Here is a 20,573-nt window from a genome sequence, read left to right on the forward strand (position 1 = left end):
AGGCATTCTGTAGCATTGGTCGGCGCGCCGTGGGTGCGTCTTTGCTTTATCAGATGGAGAGCGCTATGGCTTGGAATGAGCCGGGTGGCAACTCGAATAATCAGGATCCTTGGGGTGGCAAGCGCCGCAATAACGGCGACCGCAAGGGACCACCGGATCTCGACGAGGCCTTCCGAAAGCTGCAGGAAAGCCTGAACGGGTTGTTCGGTGGTGGTAAGAAACGCGGTGACGATGGTGGTGGTTCGGGCAAGAGTGGCGGCTTCGGCGGCATTTTTGGTGTCGTACTCGTCGTGCTGGCGGCCGTCTGGCTGTACAGCGCGGTTTACGTCGTCGACGAGCAGGAGCAAGCCGTGGTGCTGCGCTTCGGCAAGTACTACGAAACCGTAGGGCCGGGTCTGAACATCTATTTCCCGCCGATCGATCGCAAGTACCTGGAAAACGTCACGCGTGAGCGTGCCTACACCAAGCAGGGTCAAATGCTGACTGAAGACGAGAACATCGTCGAAGTGCCGCTGACCGTGCAGTACAAGATCAGCAACCTGCAGGACTTCGTGCTGAGCGTCGATCAGCCGGAAATCAGCCTGCAGCACGCGACCGAAAGTGCCCTGCGCCATGTGGTGGGTTCCACCGCGATGGACCAGGTGCTGACCGAAGGCCGTGAATTGATGGCCAGCGAAATCAAGGAGCGTCTGCAACGCTTCATGGACACCTATCGCACCGGTATCACCGTCACCCAGGTCAACGTGCAGAGCGCAGCAGCACCGCGTGAAGTGCAGGAAGCCTTCGATGACGTGATCCGTGCCCGTGAAGACGAGCAGCGTTCGCGCAACCAGGCTGAAACCTATGCCAACGGCGTCGTGCCGGAAGCCCGTGGTCAGGCCCAGCGCATCATTGAAGATGCCAACGGTTACCGTGACGAAACCGTCTCGCGCGCCAAGGGTGAAGCGGATCGCTTCACCAAACTGGTCAGCGAGTACCGCAAGGCCCCCGAAGTCACCCGTGAGCGTCTGTACCTGGACACCATGCAGGAAGTCTTCAGCAATACCAGCAAGGTCCTCGTGACCGGCAACAAGAATGGCCAGAGCAATCTGCTGTACTTGCCGCTGGACAAGATGGTCGAAAGTGGTCGCAACACCAGCACTCCGGTGACTGGCGCGGCAGCCACCAGCAATGAAGCGAATGCGCGTGCGGCAGCCGATCTGCAGCAACAGCAAGCACGTACCAGGGAGAGTCGCTGATGAGCAATAAATCGCTGATCGCCCTTATTGTCTGTGTCGTCGTGGCGATCGCAGCCTGGAACTGCTTCTACATCGTGGCTCAGACCGAGCGTGCGGTGTTGCTGCAGTTCGGTCGCGTGGTTCAGACCGATGTTCAGCCGGGCCTGCATGTGAAAGTGCCCTATGTTAATCAGGTGCGTAAATTCGACGCACGCCTGATGACGCTGGATGCACCGACACAACGCTTCCTGACCCTGGAAAAGAAAGCGGTCATGGTCGATGCCTACGCCAAGTGGCGCGTGAAAGATGCCGAGCGCTTCTACACCGCGACTTCCGGCCTCAAGCAGATTGCCGACGAGCGTCTTTCCCGTCGTCTCGAATCCGGCCTGCGTGACCAGTTCGGTAAGCGCACCTTGCACGAAGTGGTTTCCGGTGAGCGCGATGCGCTGATGACCGATATCACGGCTTCGCTGAACAAGATGGCGGAAAAAGAGCTGGGCATCGAAGTGGTCGATGTTCGGGTCAAAGCCATCGACCTGCCGAAGGAAGTGAACCGTAGCGTTTTCGAGCGCATGAGTTCCGAGCGTGAGCGTGAAGCTCGCGAGCACCGCGCCAAGGGTAACGAGCTGGCAGAAGGCATCCGTGCCGACGCCGATCGTCAACGCCGCGTGCTGCTGGCTGAAGCCTATCGTGAATCCGAAGAGGTTCGCGGTGACGGTGATGCCCAGGCCGCTGCGATCTACTCCAAGGCCTACGGCCAGGATCAGGAGTTCTACGGTTTCTACCGTAGCCTGCGTGCCTACCGTGAAAGCTTCGCGAACAAATCCGACGTCATGGTCCTCGACCCAAGCAGCGACTTCTTCCGTTACCTGGAAAAAGCCAAGCCTTGATACCACGTTGACCTGAATCATCCCCCCGCCTGGCGGCTAAAACCTTTGGCGGGGTGATCCTTTGGGAAAACGTGTGTATGATGCGGCAGCCGGGAAATTCCCGGCTTTTTTGCGTCTGCACGTTTGATTGCGGCTTTTATGCAGACGCCCGAGTTGAATGACTCGACAGGTTTTTCGAGGAAAGTGGTAGGCGAAGCCGGTTTCAGGCTTTTCGCCACGTCGTTCATGCGCGTGGTTTGCACATGAACCGATCATTTTCTGCTTCACTCAAGGCTCGCCCAACGGCTGGCCGCCCGGACCATAGGGGAATGGCGTAATGGCAACGGTAGACCGCTGGCTGCTGCCAGATGGCATCGAAGAAGTACTGCCACCGGAGGCGGCGCGCATTGAAGTCGCGCGTCGCCAGGTGTTGGATCTGTTCCAGAGCTGGGGTTACGAGTTTGTCGTGACTCCCCATATCGAGTACCTGGAATCCTTGCTGACCGGCGCGGGCCAGGACCTCGATCTGCGTACCTTCAAGGTCATCGATCCGCAATCGGGCCGGCAAATGGGTTTCCGTGCCGACATCACGCCGCAAGTGGCGCGCATCGATGCGCACACCCTGCGTCGCGAAGGTCCGAGCCGCCTGTGCTATGCCGGCAGCGTGCTGCACGCTCAGCCGCGTGCGTTGTCGTCCTCGCGCAGCCCGATTCAACTGGGCGCCGAGTTGTATGGCGATGCCAGCCCGAGCAGTGACGTCGAGGTGATCAGCCTGATGCTGGCCATGTTGCAACTGGCCGACGTGCCGGATGTGCACATGGACCTCGGTCATGTCGGCATCTATCGTGGCCTGGCCCGCGCTGCCGGTTTGTCCGGTGAAGTCGAGCAGCAGTTGTTCGATGCATTGCAACGCAAGGCGATCGACGAGGTCATTACCTTGACCGAAGGCTTGCCTGCCGATCTGTCGGGCATGCTGCGGGCGTTGGTTGACCTGTGCGGTGGCCGTGAAGTGCTGGAAGCGGCGCGTGTGCGTCTGGCGAATGCGCCGGCCCCTGTGCTGGCGGCGCTGGACGATCTGCTGGCGATTGCCGAGCGTTTGTCCATTCGTTTCCCTGAGTTGCCGTTGTACTTCGACCTGGGCGAGTTGCGTGGCTACCACTACCACACCGGTGTGGTGTTCGCGGTATTCGTGCCGGGTGTGGGCCAGTCCATTGCCCAGGGCGGTCGTTACGACGACATTGGCGCCGACTTCGGTCGAGCCCGTCCGGCAACCGGTTTCTCTACCGATTTGAAAACCCTGGTGACCCTGGGGCGTGCTGAGATCGAGCTACCGTCTGGCGGTATCTGGATGCCTGACAGTACGGATGCGGCACTCTGGCAGCAGGTTTGCCAGTTGCGCAGTGAGGGTCAGCGTGTTGTCCAGGCATTGCCCGGGCAACCTTTGGCCGCCGCCCGTGAAGCGGACTGCGACCGGCAATTGATTCAGCAGAACGGGCTTTGGCAAGTAACGCCACTGGCTTCTTGAGTTTTCCTGTCGGCCCATGGCCGACACCAAGTTTGCGCGAATGAGGACAAGTGTTATGGGTAAGAATGTCGTAGTCCTGGGCACCCAATGGGGTGATGAGGGCAAAGGCAAGATCGTTGATCTGCTGACCGAACATGCTGCCGCGGTAGTGCGCTATCAAGGTGGTCACAACGCAGGTCACACCCTGGTGATCGATGGCGAAAAAACCGTCTTGCACCTGATTCCGTCGGGCGTGCTGCGCGAAGGCGTGCAGTGCCTGATCGGCAACGGCGTGGTGGTTGCACCAGACGCCTTGCTGCGCGAGATCGTCAAGCTGGAAGAGAAAGGCGTACCGGTGCGTGAGCGCCTGCGTATCAGTCCTTCCTGCCCGCTGATCCTGTCCTTCCACGTTGCGCTGGACCAGGCCCGTGAAAAGGCCCGTGGCGAGCTGAAGATCGGTACGACCGGTCGCGGCATCGGCCCCGCCTACGAAGACAAGGTGGCGCGTCGCGGTCTGCGTGTTGGCGACCTGCTCAACATGCCGCGCTTTGAAGACAAGCTGCGTGAACTGGTGGATTACCACAACTTCATGCTGGTGGGTTACTACAAAGAGCCGGCCATCGAGTTCGAACAGACCCTGGCCGAGTGCAAGGAATACGCTGAGCTGCTCAAGCCGCTGATGCTGGACGTGACGGCCGAGCTGCACGACCTGCGTCGCGCCGGCAAAGACATCATGTTCGAAGGCGCCCAGGGCTCCCTGCTGGATATCGACCACGGTACCTACCCGTACGTGACCAGCTCCAACACCACCGCGGGTGGCGTTGCTACCGGCTCGGGTGTTGGCCCGATGTTCCTGGACTACATCCTGGGCATCACCAAGGCTTACACCACGCGTGTAGGTTCGGGTCCGTTCCCGACTGAACTGTTCGACGAAGTCGGTGCGCACCTGGCCAAACAAGGTCACGAGTTCGGTGCAACGACTGGCCGTGCCCGTCGTTGTGGCTGGTTCGACGCCGTTATCCTACGTCGTGCTATCGATGTGAACAGCATCTCGGGCATCTGCCTGACCAAGCTGGACGTGCTCGACGGTCTGGAAACCATCAATATCTGCGTTGGCTACAAAGATGCCGACGGTAACGATGTTGCCCCGACTGACGCTGACAGCTACGTGGGCCTGCAGCCTGTGTACGAAGAAGTGCCGGGCTGGACCGAATCGACCGTGGGCGCCAAGACCCTGGAGGAGTTGCCTGCCAACGCGCGTGCGTACATCAAGCGCGTCGAAACGCTGATCGGCGCGCCGATCGACATTATTTCGACGGGCCCGGACCGCAACGAAACCATCGTGCTGCGTCACCCGTTCGCTTAATAAGTCATTGATGTGTAACACAAAGGGCCCATAATCGGGCCCTTTGTCGTTTATGCCTGCCGGACGGCATGACCTTTGCTGCGATCTTCATTAAGAGCACGTCATCTGGCGTGCCATCAATTTAATGGCGTTTAGGCAGAGGGATATCAAGTGTCGGCGGTTCTCTCATTGTTACAAAGTCGTTTATTGCGGCCCGTGTTCGTTACCCTGGGTATCGCCCTTTTGGTGCAGGTGCTGGTGGCTGTTGCTCTCACGCGGAGCACAGTGACCGCGCTGGAAGCCGATTTGGGTGTGCGCCTGGGGGCCGACAGTCAAAAACTTTCCGGTGAACTCGAGCAGGCGGGACGCGAAGTCACGTCGAGTCTCGACAACCTCTCCACCAGCACACGCCAGCGCCTCACGGCCGGTCTGTCTTCGCGACTGGAGGATGAGCAGGCGCAGTTGCGGACTACGCTGGAGAAGGCTCTGAAGGATTCCGCCAATGATATGGCGCAGCTTCTGGCCTCGGTCGCGCCTCGCGCGATGTGGGACAGCGACGTGCCAACCCTCTCCGAATTCGCCCGCCGGGCCCAGCGTAATCCCAACGTATTATTCGTGGTCTACGACGACGCAACAGGTCAGCACCTGACGCGCTACCTCAATCGCGAAAACCCGATCAACAAGGCGCTGCTGGAGAAGGGGCAGGGTGAGCGGGCGCTCGACAAGGTGCTGGACGCGGCGAAGAACGACCCGTCCGTGTACTTCGTCGAAGCGTCGATCAACCCCAATGGTGTGGAAATCGGCAAGGTCTTGATGGGCGTCTCCACGGCCTCGGTGGAAGCCGATCTGGCAGCTCTGGACAAGCGCTTCTCGGCGCTGATCGCCAGCAGTGATCAACTGGTCGGCGACAGCCTCAAGGGCGCCGCCGCCGACAGCGCCACCGCAATGCGTGCGCGCCTGACGTCCGCACAATCCACCGCCGCGGAAATGAAGGCCAACACCACCACCACTGTGCAGGAAGCGGCGACGACGTTGCGCTGGCGCATCGGCATGAGCCTGGCGCTCGTAGGATGCGGCGTGTTGCTGTTGCTGGCCGTGGTGCTGGGCCGTCGGGTGGTCAATCGCTTGAAAATGCTGATTGCCGCGATGGACGATCTGGCGGCGGGCGAAGGCGACCTGACCAAGCGTGTGCAGATCAATAGCAAGGACGAGATCGGCGACATGGCTTCGGCGGTCAATCGCTTTGTCGATAAGTTGCAACCGATCGTACGTGAAGCGGGCGATGTCGCTCAGCGTACCGGCGTTGAAATTGGCGCCATGACCTTGCGCAATGCCGGCGCCGATGCCGCGGCGGGCATGCAGCGGGACGAAGTGGCGGAGAGCCTGCGCGCGTTGTCGCAAATGGCTGACGAAGCGCAGTCTGAAAGCCATGCGATGCAGGCGGCCTTGCAGCAGGTGGTGGACATTCGTTCGGCCACCGATGAAAACACCCGAACGTCGGCGAAAGTTGGCAGCCTGATCGAGGCGCTGGCCGGGCAGGTCGATACCGGGGCGAAAGTCATCGAGCGCCTGGCGCAGCAGAGTGAACAGATAGAGGTGGTGTTGACCGTGATTCACGGGATCGCCGAACAGACCAACCTGCTGGCGTTGAACGCAGCCATCGAAGCGGCGCGTGCCGGCGAGACCGGTCGCGGTTTTGCCGTGGTGGCCGACGAGGTGCGGGCACTGGCGAGCAAGACCCAGAGTTCCACAGGCGATATCCAGGCGCACATCGTCGCCTTGCAGCAAGGTGCGCGCGAGGCGGTGGCCGCGATCGGTCAGGCCGGGCGCCAGGCCAGCGAAGGTTTGCTGGTGTTGCGGGACAGCGCGCGGTTGCAGCAATCGGTGCAGGTCTCGGTCGAGCAGGTGCATGCGGCGATTGGCTTGGCGACGCAGGCAGCGGCGCATCAGGCTCAAGGCGCGCAAGCGGTGCGGGGTCGGGTTGAAACCATTCATGCGCAGGCTGAAAAAGCGGCTCAGGCGGTGGTTGAAACCACGGCCAGCGGCAAGGTGCTGGATGGGTTGGCTGCACAGTTGAAGGCGAGCCTGGGGCAGTTCAGGGCTTAAAAACCTTGGCCCCTTCGCGAGCAAGCCCGCTCCCACGTTGGAATGCATTCCAGCGTGGGAGCGGGCTTGCTCGCAAAGGCGATCTCAACGACTCAGGTACATCCGTGTCGTCAGCAGATAAACCGGCAACCCCGACACCAAAATCAACAACGCCGCATAAGGCGCCGCCGCCGCAAACTCCACGTTCGCGGTATGCGCCCACACCTCCGTTGCCAGCGTATTGAGTCCGGTTGGACTCAGCAGCAACGTCGCCGTCAGCTCTTTCATCGCATCCAGAAACACCAGCGCAAATGCCGCGCCCAGCGCCGGGAAAATGATCGGCAACGTCACCCGGCAAAACGCGCTGAAGGACGACGCTCCCAGCGTGCGAGCCGCTTCTTCCAGTTGCGGCGCAGCCTTGTTCAGCGCCGTACGAATCGGCGCCTGAGCCAACGGCAGAAACAGCAGGGCATATGCGATCAGCAGCAAGGCCGACGTCTGGTACAGCGCCGGCACGTAATGCAGCGCGAAATACACCAGCGTCAGCGCAATCACCAATCCTGGCAGCGCATGCAGCAGATACGGCAAGCGTTCGGCCCAGATGGCCAGTTGGCCTTTGTAGCGCACCACCAACAGTCCCACCGGCACGGCCAGCACCAGGCACAGCGCCGCGCCGCCTAACGACAGCGCGAGAGACGACAACAATGCCTCGCTGATCGCCGCCACCGGAAAGGCTGCGGACGAACCCACCATCAGCCAATACGCCAGCATGCCCAGGGGAATGCCGCTGCCAATGACCGCCAGCGCCAGGCAGTAAATCTGCCCGACGACTGACCAGCGCCCCAGTCGAACCTGCTCCGCGCGCCGCGCGGCGCCTTGACCGGTGCGCACGTGCCGACCTTTACCGCGCACGCGCAGTTCCAGCCATAGCAGCATCAGGCACAGCGCCAGCAACACGGCAGACAGCATCGCCGCATTGGCGTTGCTGAACTCCAATTCGAACTGCTGATAGATCGCCGTGGTGAAAGTCTGCAAGCCGATGATCGACAGCGCGCCGAATTCCACCAGCATGTGCAGGGCGATCAGCAGCGAGCCGGCGAGCAGTGACGGCCAGAGCAGCGGCAGCGTGATGCGGAAAAAAACGCCCCAGCGGTTCTGTCCCAGCGTCCGTGCGGATTCTTCGAGCGACGGATCGAGATTGCGCAGCGTCGCCGCGACCGGCAGAAAGATCAGTGGGTATTTGGACAGGGTCATCACCAGGATCGCCCCGCCGAGGCCTTCGAAGTGCGCGCTCAGCGACACCCAGGTGAAGCTGCTGACAAATGCCGGCACCGCGAACGGCAGGCACAGGATCACGCCCCACAGACGCCGTCCTGGCAAGTTGCTGCGCTCAAGCAGCCAGGCCAACGAAAGACCGACGACCCCACAAGCGAGCGTTACGCCGACCATCAACGCCAGCGTGTTGCGCAGCAGGCCAAACACGTACGGCCGCCACAGCAGGTGCAGCGCCTCGGCCCAGCCCGCCTGCCAGGTTTTCAGCCCGACGTAAGCCAGCGGCAACAGGCTGAGCACCACCAGCAATAACACCGGCAACAGCAACCAGATTGACGGCCGCTTGCGCCGTGGCACGTAACCTCCACGCGTAGCGGGGGCGGATAACGATGCGCTCATCAGTTCAAGCCAACGTCACGTTCCAGGTCGAGGGCTTCCTCGGCATTGCCGAGATCGGCCGGGGTGACGTTCGGCGCTTGCAGCTCGCTGAACGGCTTGAGGCCACGGTCCGATTCCATACCTTTGTGCAGCGGGTATTCGGCGGTGGTCTGGGTGATCACGCGCTGACCTTCTTCGCTGGCCATGTAGGCGAGGAATTGCTGCGCTTCCTTGGGGTGCTTGCTGGATTTCAACACGGCGGCGCTGGAAACGGTGATCAACCCGCCGACATCGCCGCCGGTGAAGTAATGCAATTTCGAATCGAGCTGGCCTTTTTCACGCTGCAAGGCGAACCAGTAGTAATTGTTCACCAGCACGGTGGCGACTTCGCCGTTTTCCACTGCTTTGAGGGCGACCATGTTGTTGCTGTAGGTTTTGCCGAATGCACGCAGGCCGGTCAGCCATTCTTCGGCGGCATCCATGCCATGGACCTTGATGATCGCGACGGCTTGCTCCTGGAACGCGCCGCTGGTGGGCACAAAGCCGACCTTGCCTTGCCATTTCGGGTCGGAGAATTCCATGACCGACTTGGGCAGGTCTTTTTCGTCGATCAGTTTGGGGTTGAAGGCAACGACGCGCACGCGCGCGGTGATGCCAATCCAGGTTCCATTGCCGGCGACGTAGTCTTTCGGCAGGACGGCGAGGGTGGCGGCATCGGTCTGGGCCAGCAGGCCTTGTTCGCCGAGTTTGTTCAGCGGTGGCGATTCTTCGGTGTAGATCACATCGGCGGGGGAGCGATCGCCTTCTTCGACGACCTGGCTGGCGAGCTGATTGCTGCTGCCTTTGCGCACATTGACGTGGATGCCGGTTTTGGCCTCGAAAGCTTTGGCGACCGCATCGCCGACTTCCTTGTGTTGGCCGTTATAAAGTGTCAGGGAAACTGGATCAGCAGCCTGGGTGAGGGGAGTAGCGATTGCCAGGCCGAGGAGGGTGATGGTCAGGCCGCGGCGCAGGGTATTTCGAAACATCATTCGCAGGGTTCCTCACTGTCGCATTGCAAAAACTTGCAACAATGATAAACGATATTGTTTCTCAAGTGCGCCTTGCGGGCTTCGCGCGTTTGACCAGCCCTGTAGGAGCGAGCTTGCTCGCGATGGTCCGCCAACGATGACACGGGCTTCCCGAAGGGGTTGCGATGTCTGAGCGCGCATCGCGAGCAAGCTCGCTCCTACAGGCCAGAAACGCAAAAACCCGCTTTCGCGGGTTTTTGTGAAATCCAAGATCGTAACCTTGAATTTGAATTGGTGCCCAGAAGAAGACTCGAACTTCCACGACCTTGCGGTCACCAGCACCTGAAGCTGGCGTGTCTACCAATTTCACCATCTGGGCAGTATCTTCAGCGTTGCCGCTGTTGATGTGGCGCACTATACGGAGCGCGTTTTGATCTGTAAACCCCTGATTTAGTTTTAATAAATCAGACGCTTAGAATGCAAAAAACCCGCTTTCGCGGGTTTTTGTGCGAGCCTTGAAATTGATCTAATCTCAAGCTCGAAATTGGTGCCCAGAAGAAGACTCGAACTTCCACGACCTTGCGGTCACCAGCACCTGAAGCTGGCGTGTCTACCAATTTCACCATCTGGGCAGTATCGGCAACGTCTCCGTCGTCGATGGCGCGCACTATACGGAGCGTCTTTTTAACTGTAAACCCCCGGTCTTAAAAAAACCTGAAAAATATTACCAGCGGCATTCAAAACAGCATTGCGGCGTCGATAAAGGGCTTTAGATAGGCGCTTACAGCCTGAAATTTCCCGTTTCATTACGCCTATGCCAAACTAACCCGCATATAGACAAGGTGAAAACTCTCTAATGGCCGATTGGCAGTCCCTCGATCCCGAGGCCGCTCGTGAAGCGGAAAAATATGAAAACCCTATTCCTAGCCGCGAACTGATCCTTCAGCACCTTGCTGATCGGGGTTCGCCTGCTAACCGCGAGCAATTGGTCGAAGAGTTTGGTCTGACCACAGAAGACCAGATCGAAGCCCTGCGCCGCCGCCTGCGCGCCATGGAGCGCGACGCTCAACTGATCTATACCCGCCGCGGCACGTATGCGCCGGTGGACAAGCTCGACCTGATCCTCGGCCGCATCAGCGGTCACCGTGACGGCTTCGGCTTCCTAGTCCCGGACGACGGCAGTGACGATCTGTTCATGAGCCCGGCGCAAATGCGCCTGGTGTTCGATGGCGACCGTGCGCTGGCCCGTGTTTCCGGCCTGGACCGTCGCGGTCGCCGCGAAGGCATGATTGTCGAAGTGGTGTCCCGCGCTCACGAAACCATCGTCGGCCGTTACTTCGAAGAGGGCGGTATCGGCTTCGTGGTGGCGGACAACCCGAAGATCCAGCAGGAAGTGCTGGTCACGCCGGGCCGCAATGCCAACGCCAAGGTCGGGCAGTTCGTCGAAGTGAAGATCACTCACTGGCCGACGCCACGCTTCCAGCCGCAAGGCGACGTGGTCGAGGTCGTGGGCAACTACATGGCGCCGGGGATGGAAATCGACGTCGCCCTGCGCACTTACGATATCCCGCACGTCTGGCCTGAAGCGGTCTTGAAAGAAGCCGCCAAGCTCAAGCCTGAAGTCGAAGAGAAAGACAAAGAGAAGCGCATCGACCTGCGCCATCTGCCATTCGTGACCATCGACGGTGAAGACGCGCGCGACTTCGATGACGCGGTCTACTGCGAAGCCCGTCCGGGCAAGCTGCGCCTGTTCTCCGGCGGCTGGAAGTTGTACGTGGCGATTGCCGACGTTTCCAGTTATGTGAAGATCGGCTCGGCGCTGGATAACGAATCCCAGGTTCGCGGCAACTCCGTGTACTTCCCGGAGCGCGTGGTGCCGATGCTGCCGGAGCAGCTGTCCAACGGCCTTTGCTCGCTGAATCCGCACGTCGATCGCCTGGCCATGGTGTGTGAGATGACCATCTCCAAATCCGGCGAGATGACCGACTACTGCTTCTACGAAGCAGTGATCCACTCCCATGCCCGCCTGACCTACAACAAGGTCAGCACCATGCTGGAGACGCCGAAGGTCTCCGAGGCGCGCCAGCTGCGTGGCGAATACACCGACGTCGTGCCGCACCTCAAGCAGCTGTACTCGCTGTACAAGGTGTTGCTGGCGGCCCGTCATGTCCGTGGCGCGATCGATTTTGAAACCCAGGAAACCCGGATCATCTTCGGTTCCGAGCGCAAGATCGCCGAAATCCGCCCGACTGTACGCAACGACGCGCACAAATTGATCGAGGAATGCATGCTGGCGGCTAACGTGGCCACCGCCGAATTCCTGAAAAAGCACGAAATCCCTGCGTTGTATCGCGTCCACGATGGTCCGCCGCCGGAGCGACTGGAAAAACTGCGCGCTTTCCTCGGCGAGCTCGGCCTGTCCCTGCACAAAGGCAAGGACGGCCCGTCGCCGAAGGATTACCAGGCCTTGCTGGCAAGCATCAAGGACCGTCCGGATTTCCACCTGATCCAGACCGTCATGCTGCGTTCGTTGAGTCAGGCGGTGTACAGCGCCGATAACCAGGGCCACTTCGGCCTGAATTACGAAGCCTATACCCACTTCACTTCGCCGATCCGCCGCTACCCGGACTTGCTCACGCACCGGGCGATCCGCAGCGTCATCCATTCGAAGCAGAACACCCCGCATGTTCGTCGTGCCGGTGCGATGACCATTCCGAAAGCGCGTATCTATCCGTACGACGAAGCGGCCCTGGAGCAACTCGGCGAGCAGTGCTCGATGAGCGAGCGCCGCGCTGACGAAGCGACCCGCGACGTAGTGAACTGGCTCAAGTGCGAGTTCATGAAAGACCGCGTGGGCGAATCGTTCCCGGGTGTGATCACCGCTGTGACCGGTTTTGGCCTGTTCGTCGAACTGACCGATATCTACGTCGAAGGCCTGGTGCACGTCACCGCGCTGCCGGGCGATTACTACCACTTCGACCCTGTGCACCATCGCCTCGCCGGCGAACGTACCGGTCGCAGCTTCCGCCTCGGCGACACCGTTGAAGTGCGCGTGATGCGCGTTGACCTCGACGAGCGCAAGATCGACTTCGAGATGGCGGAAAAAACCATCAGCGCGCCTATCGGTCGCAAGAAACGCGGGACCGAAACCGCTGCGCCTGCCACCAAGACCGCTGCAGAGCCGGCTCCGGCGAAAACCGGCCGTCGCCCTGCCAAGGAAAAGGCTGTCGAAGCCTATCGCCCGAGCGATGCTGCGGCGAAAAACGCTGAGCTGCGCAAAAGCCGTGAACTGAAACAGGCGTTGCTGTCTGAAGCGAAAAGCGGTGGTAAAGCGGCGTCTGGGGGAAAGACCGGACGGTCGGCGCCTGACAAGGCCTCCGGCGGCAAGCCAGCGAAACCGAGCAAACACCGTAAAGGTCCGCCAAAAGCGGGCTCCGCTCCTGCCGCCAAAAGCGGTGGAGTGCGTAAACCTAAGGCCAAGTCATGAGTCAGCTGGAAAAAATCTACGGCGTACATGCGGTAGAAGCATTGCTGCGTCACCACCCGAAGCGCGTCAAGCAGATCTGGCTGGCGGAAGGGCGTAGTGATCCGCGTGTTCAAACGCTGATCGAACTCGCTGCGGAAAATCGTGTGGCCGTCGGCAATGCCGAGCGTCGTGAACTGGATGCCTGGGTTGAAGGCGTGCACCAAGGCGTGGTGGCGGACGTGAGTCCGAGCCAGGTCTGGGGTGAGGCGATGCTTGACGAGCTGCTCGATCGCACCGAAGGCGCGCCGTTGCTGCTGGTGCTCGACGGCGTGACCGATCCGCACAACCTCGGCGCTTGCCTGCGTTCGGCCGATGCGGCCGGTGCGCTGGCGGTGATCGTGCCGAAAGACAAGTCAGCCACGCTGACCCCGACGGTACGAAAAGTCGCCTGTGGCGCCGCGGAAGTGATTCCGCTGGTCGCCGTGACCAACCTGGCGCGCACCCTTGAGAAACTCAAGCAGCGCGGCTTGTGGGTCGTCGGTACGGCGGGCGAGGCGGAGCAGAGTCTGTATCAGCAAGACATGACTGGCCCGACCATCCTGATCATGGGCGCGGAAGGCAGCGGCATGCGGCGCCTGACGCGTGATCTGTGCGACTACCTGGTGCACCTGCCGATGAGCGGCAGCGTCAGCAGTCTCAACGTGTCGGTGGCGACCGGCGTCTGCCTGTTCGAGGCGCAGCGCCAGCGCAGCGTGAAGGCGGCGGGGGTTGGCAAGAAGGTCTGATCGACCTGCAATCCTGTGGGAGCGAGCCTGCTCGCGATGGCGGAGTTACATCAGCATCAATGTTGAGTGATCTTTCGTCATCGCGAGCAGGCTCGCTCCCACAGTGTTTTGTGCCAAATGAAAAGATTGGTGGCTGTTCAAATAATCACCAATTGCCTTGCGCCTCCCCGGTCCCTTCTCTACAATTGCGCCCCTTGCTGTGACGGCAGGCACGCATGTGTCCATCGCCAGCAAGTCCATAAGTGTCATTCACTCCTTGTCTGACCGCTTTTGAGCGGCAGGCTACAACCCGTAAGGAGCATTCATGCGTCATTACGAAATCATCTTTTTGGTCCACCCGGATCAAAGCGAGCAAGTCGGCGGCATGGTTGAGCGTTACACCAAGCTGATCGAAGAAGACGGCGGCAAAATCCACCGTCTGGAAGATTGGGGCCGTCGTCAACTGGCCTACGCAATCAACAATGTTCACAAGGCTCACTACGTGATGCTGAACGTTGAGTGCACTGGCAAGGCCCTGGCCGAGCTGGAAGACAACTTCCGCTACAACGATGCAGTGATCCGTAACCTGGTCATCCGTCGCGAAGAAGCCGTTACCGGCCAATCCGAGATGCTCAAGGCTGAAGAAAACCGCAGTGAGCGCCGTGAGCGTCGCGACCGTCCTGAGCACTCCGACGCCGAAGGCGTTGACAGTGATGACAGCGACAACAGCGATAACGCTGACGAGTAATCCACGGACCTTTTGAGGAGCCTATTACATGGCACGTTTCTTCCGTCGTCGTAAATTCTGCCGCTTCACCGCTGAAGACGTGAAAGAGATCGATTACAAAGATCTCAACACTCTGAAAGCTTACGTATCCGAGACCGGCAAAATCGTTCCAAGCCGCATCACCGGTACCAAAGCACGTTATCAGCGTCAGCTGGCCACCGCTATCAAGCGCGCCCGCTTCCTGGCCCTGCTGGCCTACACCGACAGCCACGGCCGCTGAGACCGGGCAGTCGACTCGTAGCAAAGGATTGAATGCATGCGTGCCATAGCTGAGTTCATCATGCGCGGCCGTATGCAGGCCACCCTCGTAGTGGCTGGATGCGCGGCATTGCCGTTGTTGTATTGGTTGGGTGCTGCCGCGGGATGCTTCGTGCTCCTGCGGCGCGGATTGAAGGACGCCTCGAGCGTTCTTGCTCTGGGACTGCTGCCGGCATTGATCTGGTGGCTTTACGCCAATGACCCACGCTCACTTCTGGTGTTGCTGGGGGCTTGGAGCCTTGCGTTGGTTTTGCGCGCAAGCGAGTCCTGGAACCGCGTGCTGCTGGTCAGCATAGCGATGGGAGTGGTGTTTGCAGTGGTGCTGGGGACAGCTTTTGCTCCCCAAATCGAGATGCTGGCGCAGGCCTTGATAAAGGTCATGCCGTCGCTACTCGGTGATGTCTACCAGAAGTTGTCGGTAGACGAGCAAGCGCATTTTGCGTCCCTGATTGCACCGGTCCTGACCGGCCTGATTGCGGCCTTGTTGCAAATCGTCAGTGTGCTGAGCCTGATTGTCGGGCGCTACTGGCAGGCGTTGTTGTACAACCCGGGCGGTTTTGGTCGCGAGTTTCGCGCCATCCGCTTCCCGCTGTGGCTGGCGATGTTACTGCTGGCGTTCATGCTTCTGGGACCGAATATCGGTCCGCAGATGGCCATGTTGACGCCGTTGTGCAGTGTACCGCTGGTGTTCGCCGGGCTGGCCCTGATTCACGGGCTGGTGGCGCAAAAGCGACTGGCCAGGTTCTGGCTGGTGGGGTTGTACGTCACGCTGTTGCTGTTCATGCAGCTGATCTATCCGTTGCTGGTGGTCTTGGCCATCGTCGACAGCCTGATTGATTTTCGCGGTCGTCTGGCGCCGAAAGACGCCGATAACGCGAACGGTGAAGGTTAAAAGTTAAGAGGATTTTCACATGCAATTGATCCTTCTGGAAAAAGTCACCAACCTGGGCAACCTGGGTGACAAAGTGAACGTTAAGGCTGGTTACGGTCGTAACTACCTGCTGCCTTACGGCAAAGCTACCGCTGCGACCGCTGCCAACCTGGCTGCGTTCGAAGAGCGTCGCGCTGAGCTGGAAAAAGCCGCAGCAGACCGTAAATCGTCGGCTGAAAGCCGCGCTGCCCAACTGGCCGAGCTGGAAGTGACTATCACTGCCACCGCTGGCGACGAAGGCAAGCTGTTCGGTTCGATCGGTACTCACGACATCGCTGACGCACTGACCGCCTCCGGCGTTGAAGTGCAGAAGAGCGAAGTTCGTCTGCCGAACGGCACCATCCGCAACGTAGGCGAATTCGACGTAGCCGTGCACCTGCACGCCGAAGTTGAAGCCACCGTACGCGTTGTCGTGGTAGCAGCTTAAGCAGCACTTGTCGGCTGGCACCCTCGGGTGCTTGCCGGTAACATCGGGCACGATCCTGTTTACAGGTCGTGCCCTTTGTCTTTCTGCAGTTCCTGAATTCACACTAATCATTCAAGTGGCCATGAACGATATCTCCGCTCCCGAGCAATACGATCTGCAAACCGCTGCCCTGAAGGTGCCGCCGCACTCCATCGAGGCCGAACAGGCTGTGCTCGGTGGTCTGATGCTGGACAACAACGCCTGGGAACGCGTGCTCGATCAAGTCTCCGACGGCGATTTCTATCGGCATGACCACCGCCTGATCTTCCGTGCGATCGCCAAGCTCGCCGACCAGAACTCACCGATCGACGTCGTGACCCTGGCCGAGCAATTGGACAAGGAAGGTCAGACCTCGCAGGTCGGGGGCCTCGGCTACCTCGGTGAGCTGGCGAAAAACACCCCGTCCGTCGCCAACATCAAGGCCTACGCGCAGATCGTTCGTGCACGGGCAACCTTGCGCCAGCTGATCGGCATCGCCACCGAAATCGCCGACAGCGCCTTCAACCCGGAAGGCCGCACCGCGGAAGAAATTCTCGACGAAGCCGAGCGGCAGATCTTCCAGATTGCCGAGGCCCGGCCCAAAACCGGCGGCCCGGTGAGCGTGAATGACCTGTTGACCAAGGCCATCGACCGCATCGACACCCTGTTCAACACCGACAATGCCATCACCGGGCTGTCGACGGGTTACACCGACCTCGACGAGAAAACCAGTGGCTTGCAGCCGGCTGACTTGATCATCGTCGCCGGTCGTCCGTCGATGGGTAAAACCACCTTTGCGATGAACCTGGTGGAAAACGCGGTGTTACGCAGCGACAAGTGTGTTCTGGTCTACTCGCTCGAGATGCCAGGCGAATCGCTGATCATGCGTATGCTGTCGTCCCTCGGCCGCATCGACCAGACCAAGGTCCGTGCCGGTCGTCTCGATGACGACGATTGGCCGCGCCTGACGTCGGCGGTCAACCTGCTGAACGATCGCAAGCTGTTCATCGACGATACGGCGGGCATCAGTCCCTCGGAGATGCGCGCGCGGACGCGACGCCTGGTGCGTGAGCACGGCGACGTGGCCCTGATCATGATCGACTACCTGCAATTGATGCAGATTCCGGGTTCCGGTGGCGACAACCGGACCAACGAGATTTCCGAGATCTCCCGTTCCTTGAAAGCCCTGGCCAAGGAATTCAACTGCCCGGTGGTAGCGTTGTCCCAGCTCAACCGCTCCCTGGAGCAACGGCCGAACAAACGGCCGATCAACTCCGACCTTCGGGAATCCGGAGCGATCGAGCAGGATGCCGACGTCATCATGTTCGTGTACCGGGATGAGGTTTATCACCCGGAAACCGAACACAAGGGCATCGCCGAGATCATCATCGGCAAGCAGCGGAACGGGCCGATCGGTACGTCCAGGCTGGCGTTCATCGGCAAGTACACGCGCTTCGAAAACCTGGCGCCAGGCAGTTACAACTTCGACGACGAATAAAAACCTGTGGGAGCGAGCCTGCTCGCGATAGCGGTGTGCCAGACAACATCAATGTCGACTGACACACCGCTATCGCGAGCAGGCTCGCTCCCACATGGGTCGTCCGTAATTTCCGACCATAGCCGTCGGAATTGGTTATTTTTTGTGCTATATTCCGCGCCCGCGATTTTTCATCTCAACACCGGTCATCGTCATGCAAACAGCCAAGCCGTTATTTGACTATCCCAAGTACTGGGCCGAATGTTTCGGTCCAGCACCGTTCCTGCCAATGAGCAGGGAGGAGATGGATCAGCTTGGCTGGGATTCCTGCGACATCATCATCGTCACCGGTGATGCCTACGTTGACCATCCGTCGTTCGGCATGGCGATCATCGGCCGGCTGCTGGAGTCCCAGGGCTTCCGCGTCGGGATCATTGCCCAGCCGAACTGGCAGTCCAAAGACGACTTCATGAAGCTCGGCGAGCCGAACCTGTTTTTCGGCGTCGCGGCCGGCAACATGGATTCGATGATCAACCGCTACACCGCCGACAAGAAAATTCGCTCTGACGACGCCTACACCCCGGGTGGCCTGGCGGGCAAACGTCCGGACCGCGCGAGCCTGGTCTATAGCCAGCGTTGCAAGGAAGCCTACAAACACGTGCCGATCGTGCTCGGTGGCATCGAAGCCTCCCTGCGCCGCATCGCCCACTACGACTACTGGCAGGACCGGGTACGCAACTCGATCCTGATCGACGCCAGCGCCGACATCCTGCTTTACGGCAACGCCGAGCGGGCGATCGTTGAAGTCGCCCAGCGTCTGTCCTACGGTCACAAGATCGAAGACATCACCGACGTGCGCGGCACCGCGTTCATCCGTCGCGATACGCCGAAAGACTGGTATGAAGTCGATTCCACACGTATCGACCGTCCGGGCAAGATCGACAAGATCATCAACCCGTACGTGAACACCCAGGACACCCAGGCTTGCGCCATCGAGCAGGAAAAAGGACCGGTCGAGGACCCGAGCGAAGCCAAGGTCGTGCAGATCCTCGCCAGCCCGAAAATGACCCGCGACAAAACCGTGATTCGTCTGCCCTCGGTCGAGAAAGTCCGTGGCGATGCGGTGCTGTACGCCCACGCCAACCGCGTGCTTCACCTCGAAACCAACCCGGGTAACGCCCGTGCGCTGGTGCAGAAGCATGGCGAAGTCGATGTCTGGTTCAACCCGCCGCCGATTCCGATGACCACCGAGGAAATGGACTACGTGTTCGGCATGCCCTATGCGCGCATTCCACACCCGGCATACGGCAAGGAAAAAATCCCGGCCTACGACATGATCCGTTTCTCGGTGAACATCATGCGTGGCTGCTTCGGCGGCTGCACCTTCTGCTCGATCACCGAGCACGAGGGCCGGATCATTCAGAACCGTTCCGAAGAGTCGATCATTCGCGAAATCGAAGAGATCCGCGACAAGGTGCCGGGCTTCACTGGCGTCATTTCCGACCTCGGCGGCCCGACCGCAAACATGTACCGCATTGCCTGCAAGAGCCCGGAAATCGAATCCGCGTGCCGCAAGCCTTCCTGCGTGTTCCCGGGCATTTGTCCGAACCTGAACACTGACCACTCGTCGCTGATCCAGCTCTATCGCAGCGCCCGTGCGTTGCCCGGTGTGAAGAAAATTCTGATCGCGTCCGGCCTGCGGTACGACCTCGCGGTCGAGTCGCCGGAATACGTCAAGGAACTGGTGACCCACCACGTCGGCGGTTACCTGAAGATCGCCCCGGAGCACACCGAGGAAGGTCCGCTCAACCAGATGATGAAACCGGGCATCGGCAGCTATGACAAGTTCAAGCGCATGTTCGAGAAGTACTCCAAGGAAGCGGGGAAAGAGCAGTACCTGATTCCCTACTTCATCGCCGCCCACCCAGGCACCACCGACGAAGACATGATGAACCTGGCGCTGTGGCTCAAGGGCAACGGCTTCCGCGCCGATCAGGTGCAGGCGTTCTACCCGTCGCCGATGGCCACCGCCACCGCGATGTATCACTCGGGCAAGAACCCGCTGCGCAAGGTCACTTACAAGAGCGACGCCGTGACCATCGTCAAGAGCGAAGAGCAGCGTCGCCTGCACAAGGCCTTCTTGCGCTATCACGACCCGAAAGGCTGGCCGATGCTGCGTGAGGCGCTGACCCGCATGGGCCGCGCTGATCTGATCGGGCCAGGCAAGAACCAGTTGATCCCGCTGCATCAACCGGCGACCGACAGCTACCAGAGTGCTCGTCGCAAGAACTCGACGCCCGCTGGCAGCCACAAAGTCGCCGGTGAGAAGACCACCAAGATCCTCACTCAGCACACCGGCCTGCCGCCCCGCGCCAGCGATGGCGGTAACCCGTGGGACAAGCGTGAACAGGCCAAGGCCGCGGCATTCGCCCGCAATCAGCAGGCCGCCAAGGAACGCAAGGATGCGGCCAAAGGCAAGGGGCCGAAGCCGGCGCGCAAGCCGGTTGTGCCGCGTTAAGCCTCACTGGTCTGAACAAAACGCCAACCTTCGGGTTGGCGTTTTCGTGTCTGAGTGAATGCAAGATCGGGACGTTGTGTCGCGGCAACTGGTCTCTTCGCGGGCAAGTCGAACCGTCGCCCCGCCGCTCCCACAGCTTATCAGTGGATGCCAGATTTCCTGAGCGACAGAAGTCCCTGTGGGAGCGGGCTTGCCCGCGAAGGGGCCAGCGTTGGCGACGACGATGCCCCTGAACGCCACAAATCCG

Annotated in this window: 16 protein-coding genes and 2 tRNA genes; 13 read left to right on the forward strand and 5 right to left on the reverse strand. The window is 60.2% G+C overall.

Going from position 1 to position 20,573, the window contains the following annotated elements:
• The first annotated feature begins 65 nt into the window (after positions 1-65).
• From hflK to NTD84_RS29030, 5 genes are all read left to right on the forward strand, one after another.
• Positions 66-1,238, forward strand: a complete 1,173-nt coding sequence (gene hflK / locus NTD84_RS29010) for an FtsH protease activity modulator HflK (protein ID WP_262172486.1) — start codon at positions 66-68, stop codon at positions 1,236-1,238.
• Positions 1,238-2,107 carry a protease modulator HflC gene (hflC, locus tag NTD84_RS29015; protein ID WP_262172487.1) on the forward strand — a complete coding sequence of 290 codons (870 nt, stop codon included), beginning with the start codon at positions 1,238-1,240 and terminating at the stop codon, positions 2,105-2,107. Before hflK ends, hflC begins: the two co-directional genes overlap by 1 nt.
• Before the next feature lie 316 nt (positions 2,108-2,423).
• Positions 2,424-3,611: an ATP phosphoribosyltransferase regulatory subunit gene (locus NTD84_RS29020; RefSeq protein WP_262172488.1), complete on the forward strand. Its 1,188-nt coding sequence runs from the start codon at positions 2,424-2,426 to the stop codon at positions 3,609-3,611.
• A gap of 55 nt (positions 3,612-3,666) precedes the next feature.
• Positions 3,667-4,956: an adenylosuccinate synthase gene (locus NTD84_RS29025; RefSeq protein WP_262172489.1), complete on the forward strand. Its 1,290-nt coding sequence runs from the start codon at positions 3,667-3,669 to the stop codon at positions 4,954-4,956.
• A 150-nt stretch (positions 4,957-5,106) separates the two neighbouring features.
• Complete coding sequence (locus NTD84_RS29030) at positions 5,107-7,041, forward strand: methyl-accepting chemotaxis protein (RefSeq protein ID WP_262172490.1); 1,935 nt, start codon at positions 5,107-5,109, stop codon at positions 7,039-7,041.
• 84 nt (positions 7,042-7,125) lie between these two features.
• Here the strand turns inward: NTD84_RS29030 and NTD84_RS29035 are convergent, their stop codons facing one another.
• The 4 genes from NTD84_RS29035 to NTD84_RS29050 form a co-directional block, all read right to left on the reverse strand.
• The gene (locus NTD84_RS29035) at positions 7,126-8,691 is read right to left on the reverse strand and encodes an ABC transporter permease (protein ID WP_262172491.1); all 1,566 of its coding nucleotides are present in this window, start codon (positions 8,689-8,691) and stop codon (positions 7,126-7,128) included.
• Complete coding sequence (locus NTD84_RS29040) at positions 8,691-9,701, reverse strand: extracellular solute-binding protein (RefSeq protein ID WP_262172492.1); 1,011 nt, start codon at positions 9,699-9,701, stop codon at positions 8,691-8,693. The genes NTD84_RS29035 and NTD84_RS29040 overlap by 1 nt, the downstream gene beginning before the upstream one ends.
• Before the next feature lie 271 nt (positions 9,702-9,972).
• Positions 9,973-10,059: transfer RNA gene (locus NTD84_RS29045), tRNA-Leu, on the reverse strand.
• A 166-nt stretch (positions 10,060-10,225) separates the two neighbouring features.
• Positions 10,226-10,312, reverse strand: a tRNA-Leu gene (locus NTD84_RS29050).
• 224 nt (positions 10,313-10,536) lie between these two features.
• Between NTD84_RS29050 and rnr the strand changes: the two genes are divergently transcribed.
• Together rnr and rlmB are read left to right on the forward strand one after the other, a co-directional pair.
• Positions 10,537-13,167 carry a ribonuclease R gene (gene rnr, locus NTD84_RS29055; RefSeq protein ID WP_262172493.1) on the forward strand — a complete coding sequence of 877 codons (2,631 nt, stop codon included), beginning with the start codon at positions 10,537-10,539 and terminating at the stop codon, positions 13,165-13,167.
• Positions 13,164-13,931, forward strand: a complete 768-nt coding sequence (rlmB, locus tag NTD84_RS29060; RefSeq protein WP_262172494.1) for a 23S rRNA (guanosine(2251)-2'-O)-methyltransferase RlmB — start codon at positions 13,164-13,166, stop codon at positions 13,929-13,931. The genes rnr and rlmB overlap by 4 nt, the downstream gene beginning before the upstream one ends.
• 45 nt (positions 13,932-13,976) lie before the next feature.
• Here the strand turns inward: rlmB and NTD84_RS29065 are convergent, their stop codons facing one another.
• Positions 13,977-14,171 (reverse strand): hypothetical protein, encoded by a 195-nt coding sequence (locus NTD84_RS29065; RefSeq protein WP_262172495.1) that lies wholly within the window; start codon positions 14,169-14,171, stop codon positions 13,977-13,979.
• 64 nt (positions 14,172-14,235) lie between these two features.
• Here NTD84_RS29065 and rpsF point away from each other — a divergent pair, with 64 nt between their 5' ends.
• The 6 genes from rpsF (at position 14,236) to NTD84_RS29095 (ending at position 20,326) form a co-directional block, all read left to right on the forward strand.
• A complete protein-coding gene (gene rpsF / locus NTD84_RS29070; protein ID WP_007939579.1) occupies positions 14,236-14,658 on the forward strand; it encodes a 30S ribosomal protein S6 in 423 nt (140 codons plus the stop codon).
• 28 nt (positions 14,659-14,686) lie between these two features.
• Positions 14,687-14,917: a 30S ribosomal protein S18 gene (gene rpsR / locus NTD84_RS29075; RefSeq protein ID WP_002551829.1), complete on the forward strand. Its 231-nt coding sequence runs from the start codon at positions 14,687-14,689 to the stop codon at positions 14,915-14,917.
• A gap of 36 nt (positions 14,918-14,953) precedes the next feature.
• Positions 14,954-15,847 carry a hypothetical protein gene (locus NTD84_RS29080; protein ID WP_262172497.1) on the forward strand — a complete coding sequence of 298 codons (894 nt, stop codon included), beginning with the start codon at positions 14,954-14,956 and terminating at the stop codon, positions 15,845-15,847.
• A 19-nt stretch (positions 15,848-15,866) separates the two neighbouring features.
• On the forward strand, positions 15,867-16,313 hold the full coding sequence (gene rplI, locus NTD84_RS29085) for a 50S ribosomal protein L9 (protein WP_262172498.1): 447 nt from the start codon (positions 15,867-15,869) through the stop codon (positions 16,311-16,313).
• Positions 16,314-16,434: 121 nt separating this feature from the next.
• A complete protein-coding gene (gene dnaB, locus NTD84_RS29090) occupies positions 16,435-17,829 on the forward strand; it encodes a replicative DNA helicase (RefSeq protein WP_017336265.1) in 1,395 nt (464 codons plus the stop codon).
• Between the two features lie 193 nt (positions 17,830-18,022).
• On the forward strand, positions 18,023-20,326 hold the full coding sequence (locus NTD84_RS29095; RefSeq protein WP_262172500.1) for a YgiQ family radical SAM protein: 2,304 nt from the start codon (positions 18,023-18,025) through the stop codon (positions 20,324-20,326).
• Positions 20,327-20,573: the final 247 nt, after the last annotated feature.

The sequence above is a fragment of the Pseudomonas sp. 14P_8.1_Bac3 genome, from assembly GCF_025466085.1.
Lineage (GTDB): Bacteria > Pseudomonadota > Gammaproteobacteria > Pseudomonadales > Pseudomonadaceae > Aquipseudomonas.

Bases quoted from the DNA above. Each gene is read 5' to 3' on its own strand.
- hflK (WP_262172486.1), top strand. From the start codon at position 66: ATGGCTTGGAATGAGCCGGGTGGCAACTCGAATAATCAGGATCCTTGG.
- hflC (WP_262172487.1), top strand. From the start codon at position 1,238: ATGAGCAATAAATCGCTGATCGCCCTTATTGTCTGTGTCGTCGTGGCG.
- NTD84_RS29020 (WP_262172488.1), top strand. From the start codon at position 2,424: ATGGCAACGGTAGACCGCTGGCTGCTGCCAGATGGCATCGAAGAAGTA.
- NTD84_RS29025 (WP_262172489.1), top strand. From the start codon at position 3,667: ATGGGTAAGAATGTCGTAGTCCTGGGCACCCAATGGGGTGATGAGGGC.
- NTD84_RS29035 (WP_262172491.1), bottom strand. From the start codon at position 8,691: ATGAGCGCATCGTTATCCGCCCCCGCTACGCGTGGAGGTTACGTGCCA.
- NTD84_RS29040 (WP_262172492.1), bottom strand. From the start codon at position 9,701: ATGATGTTTCGAAATACCCTGCGCCGCGGCCTGACCATCACCCTCCTC.
- rnr (WP_262172493.1), top strand. From the start codon at position 10,537: ATGGCCGATTGGCAGTCCCTCGATCCCGAGGCCGCTCGTGAAGCGGAA.
- rlmB (WP_262172494.1), top strand. From the start codon at position 13,164: ATGAGTCAGCTGGAAAAAATCTACGGCGTACATGCGGTAGAAGCATTG.
- NTD84_RS29065 (WP_262172495.1), bottom strand. From the start codon at position 14,171: ATGGACTTGCTGGCGATGGACACATGCGTGCCTGCCGTCACAGCAAGG.
- rpsF (WP_007939579.1), top strand. From the start codon at position 14,236: ATGCGTCATTACGAAATCATCTTTTTGGTCCACCCGGATCAAAGCGAG.
- rpsR (WP_002551829.1), top strand. From the start codon at position 14,687: ATGGCACGTTTCTTCCGTCGTCGTAAATTCTGCCGCTTCACCGCTGAA.
- NTD84_RS29080 (WP_262172497.1), top strand. From the start codon at position 14,954: ATGCGTGCCATAGCTGAGTTCATCATGCGCGGCCGTATGCAGGCCACC.
- rplI (WP_262172498.1), top strand. From the start codon at position 15,867: ATGCAATTGATCCTTCTGGAAAAAGTCACCAACCTGGGCAACCTGGGT.
- dnaB (WP_017336265.1), top strand. From the start codon at position 16,435: ATGAACGATATCTCCGCTCCCGAGCAATACGATCTGCAAACCGCTGCC.
- NTD84_RS29095 (WP_262172500.1), top strand. From the start codon at position 18,023: ATGCAAACAGCCAAGCCGTTATTTGACTATCCCAAGTACTGGGCCGAA.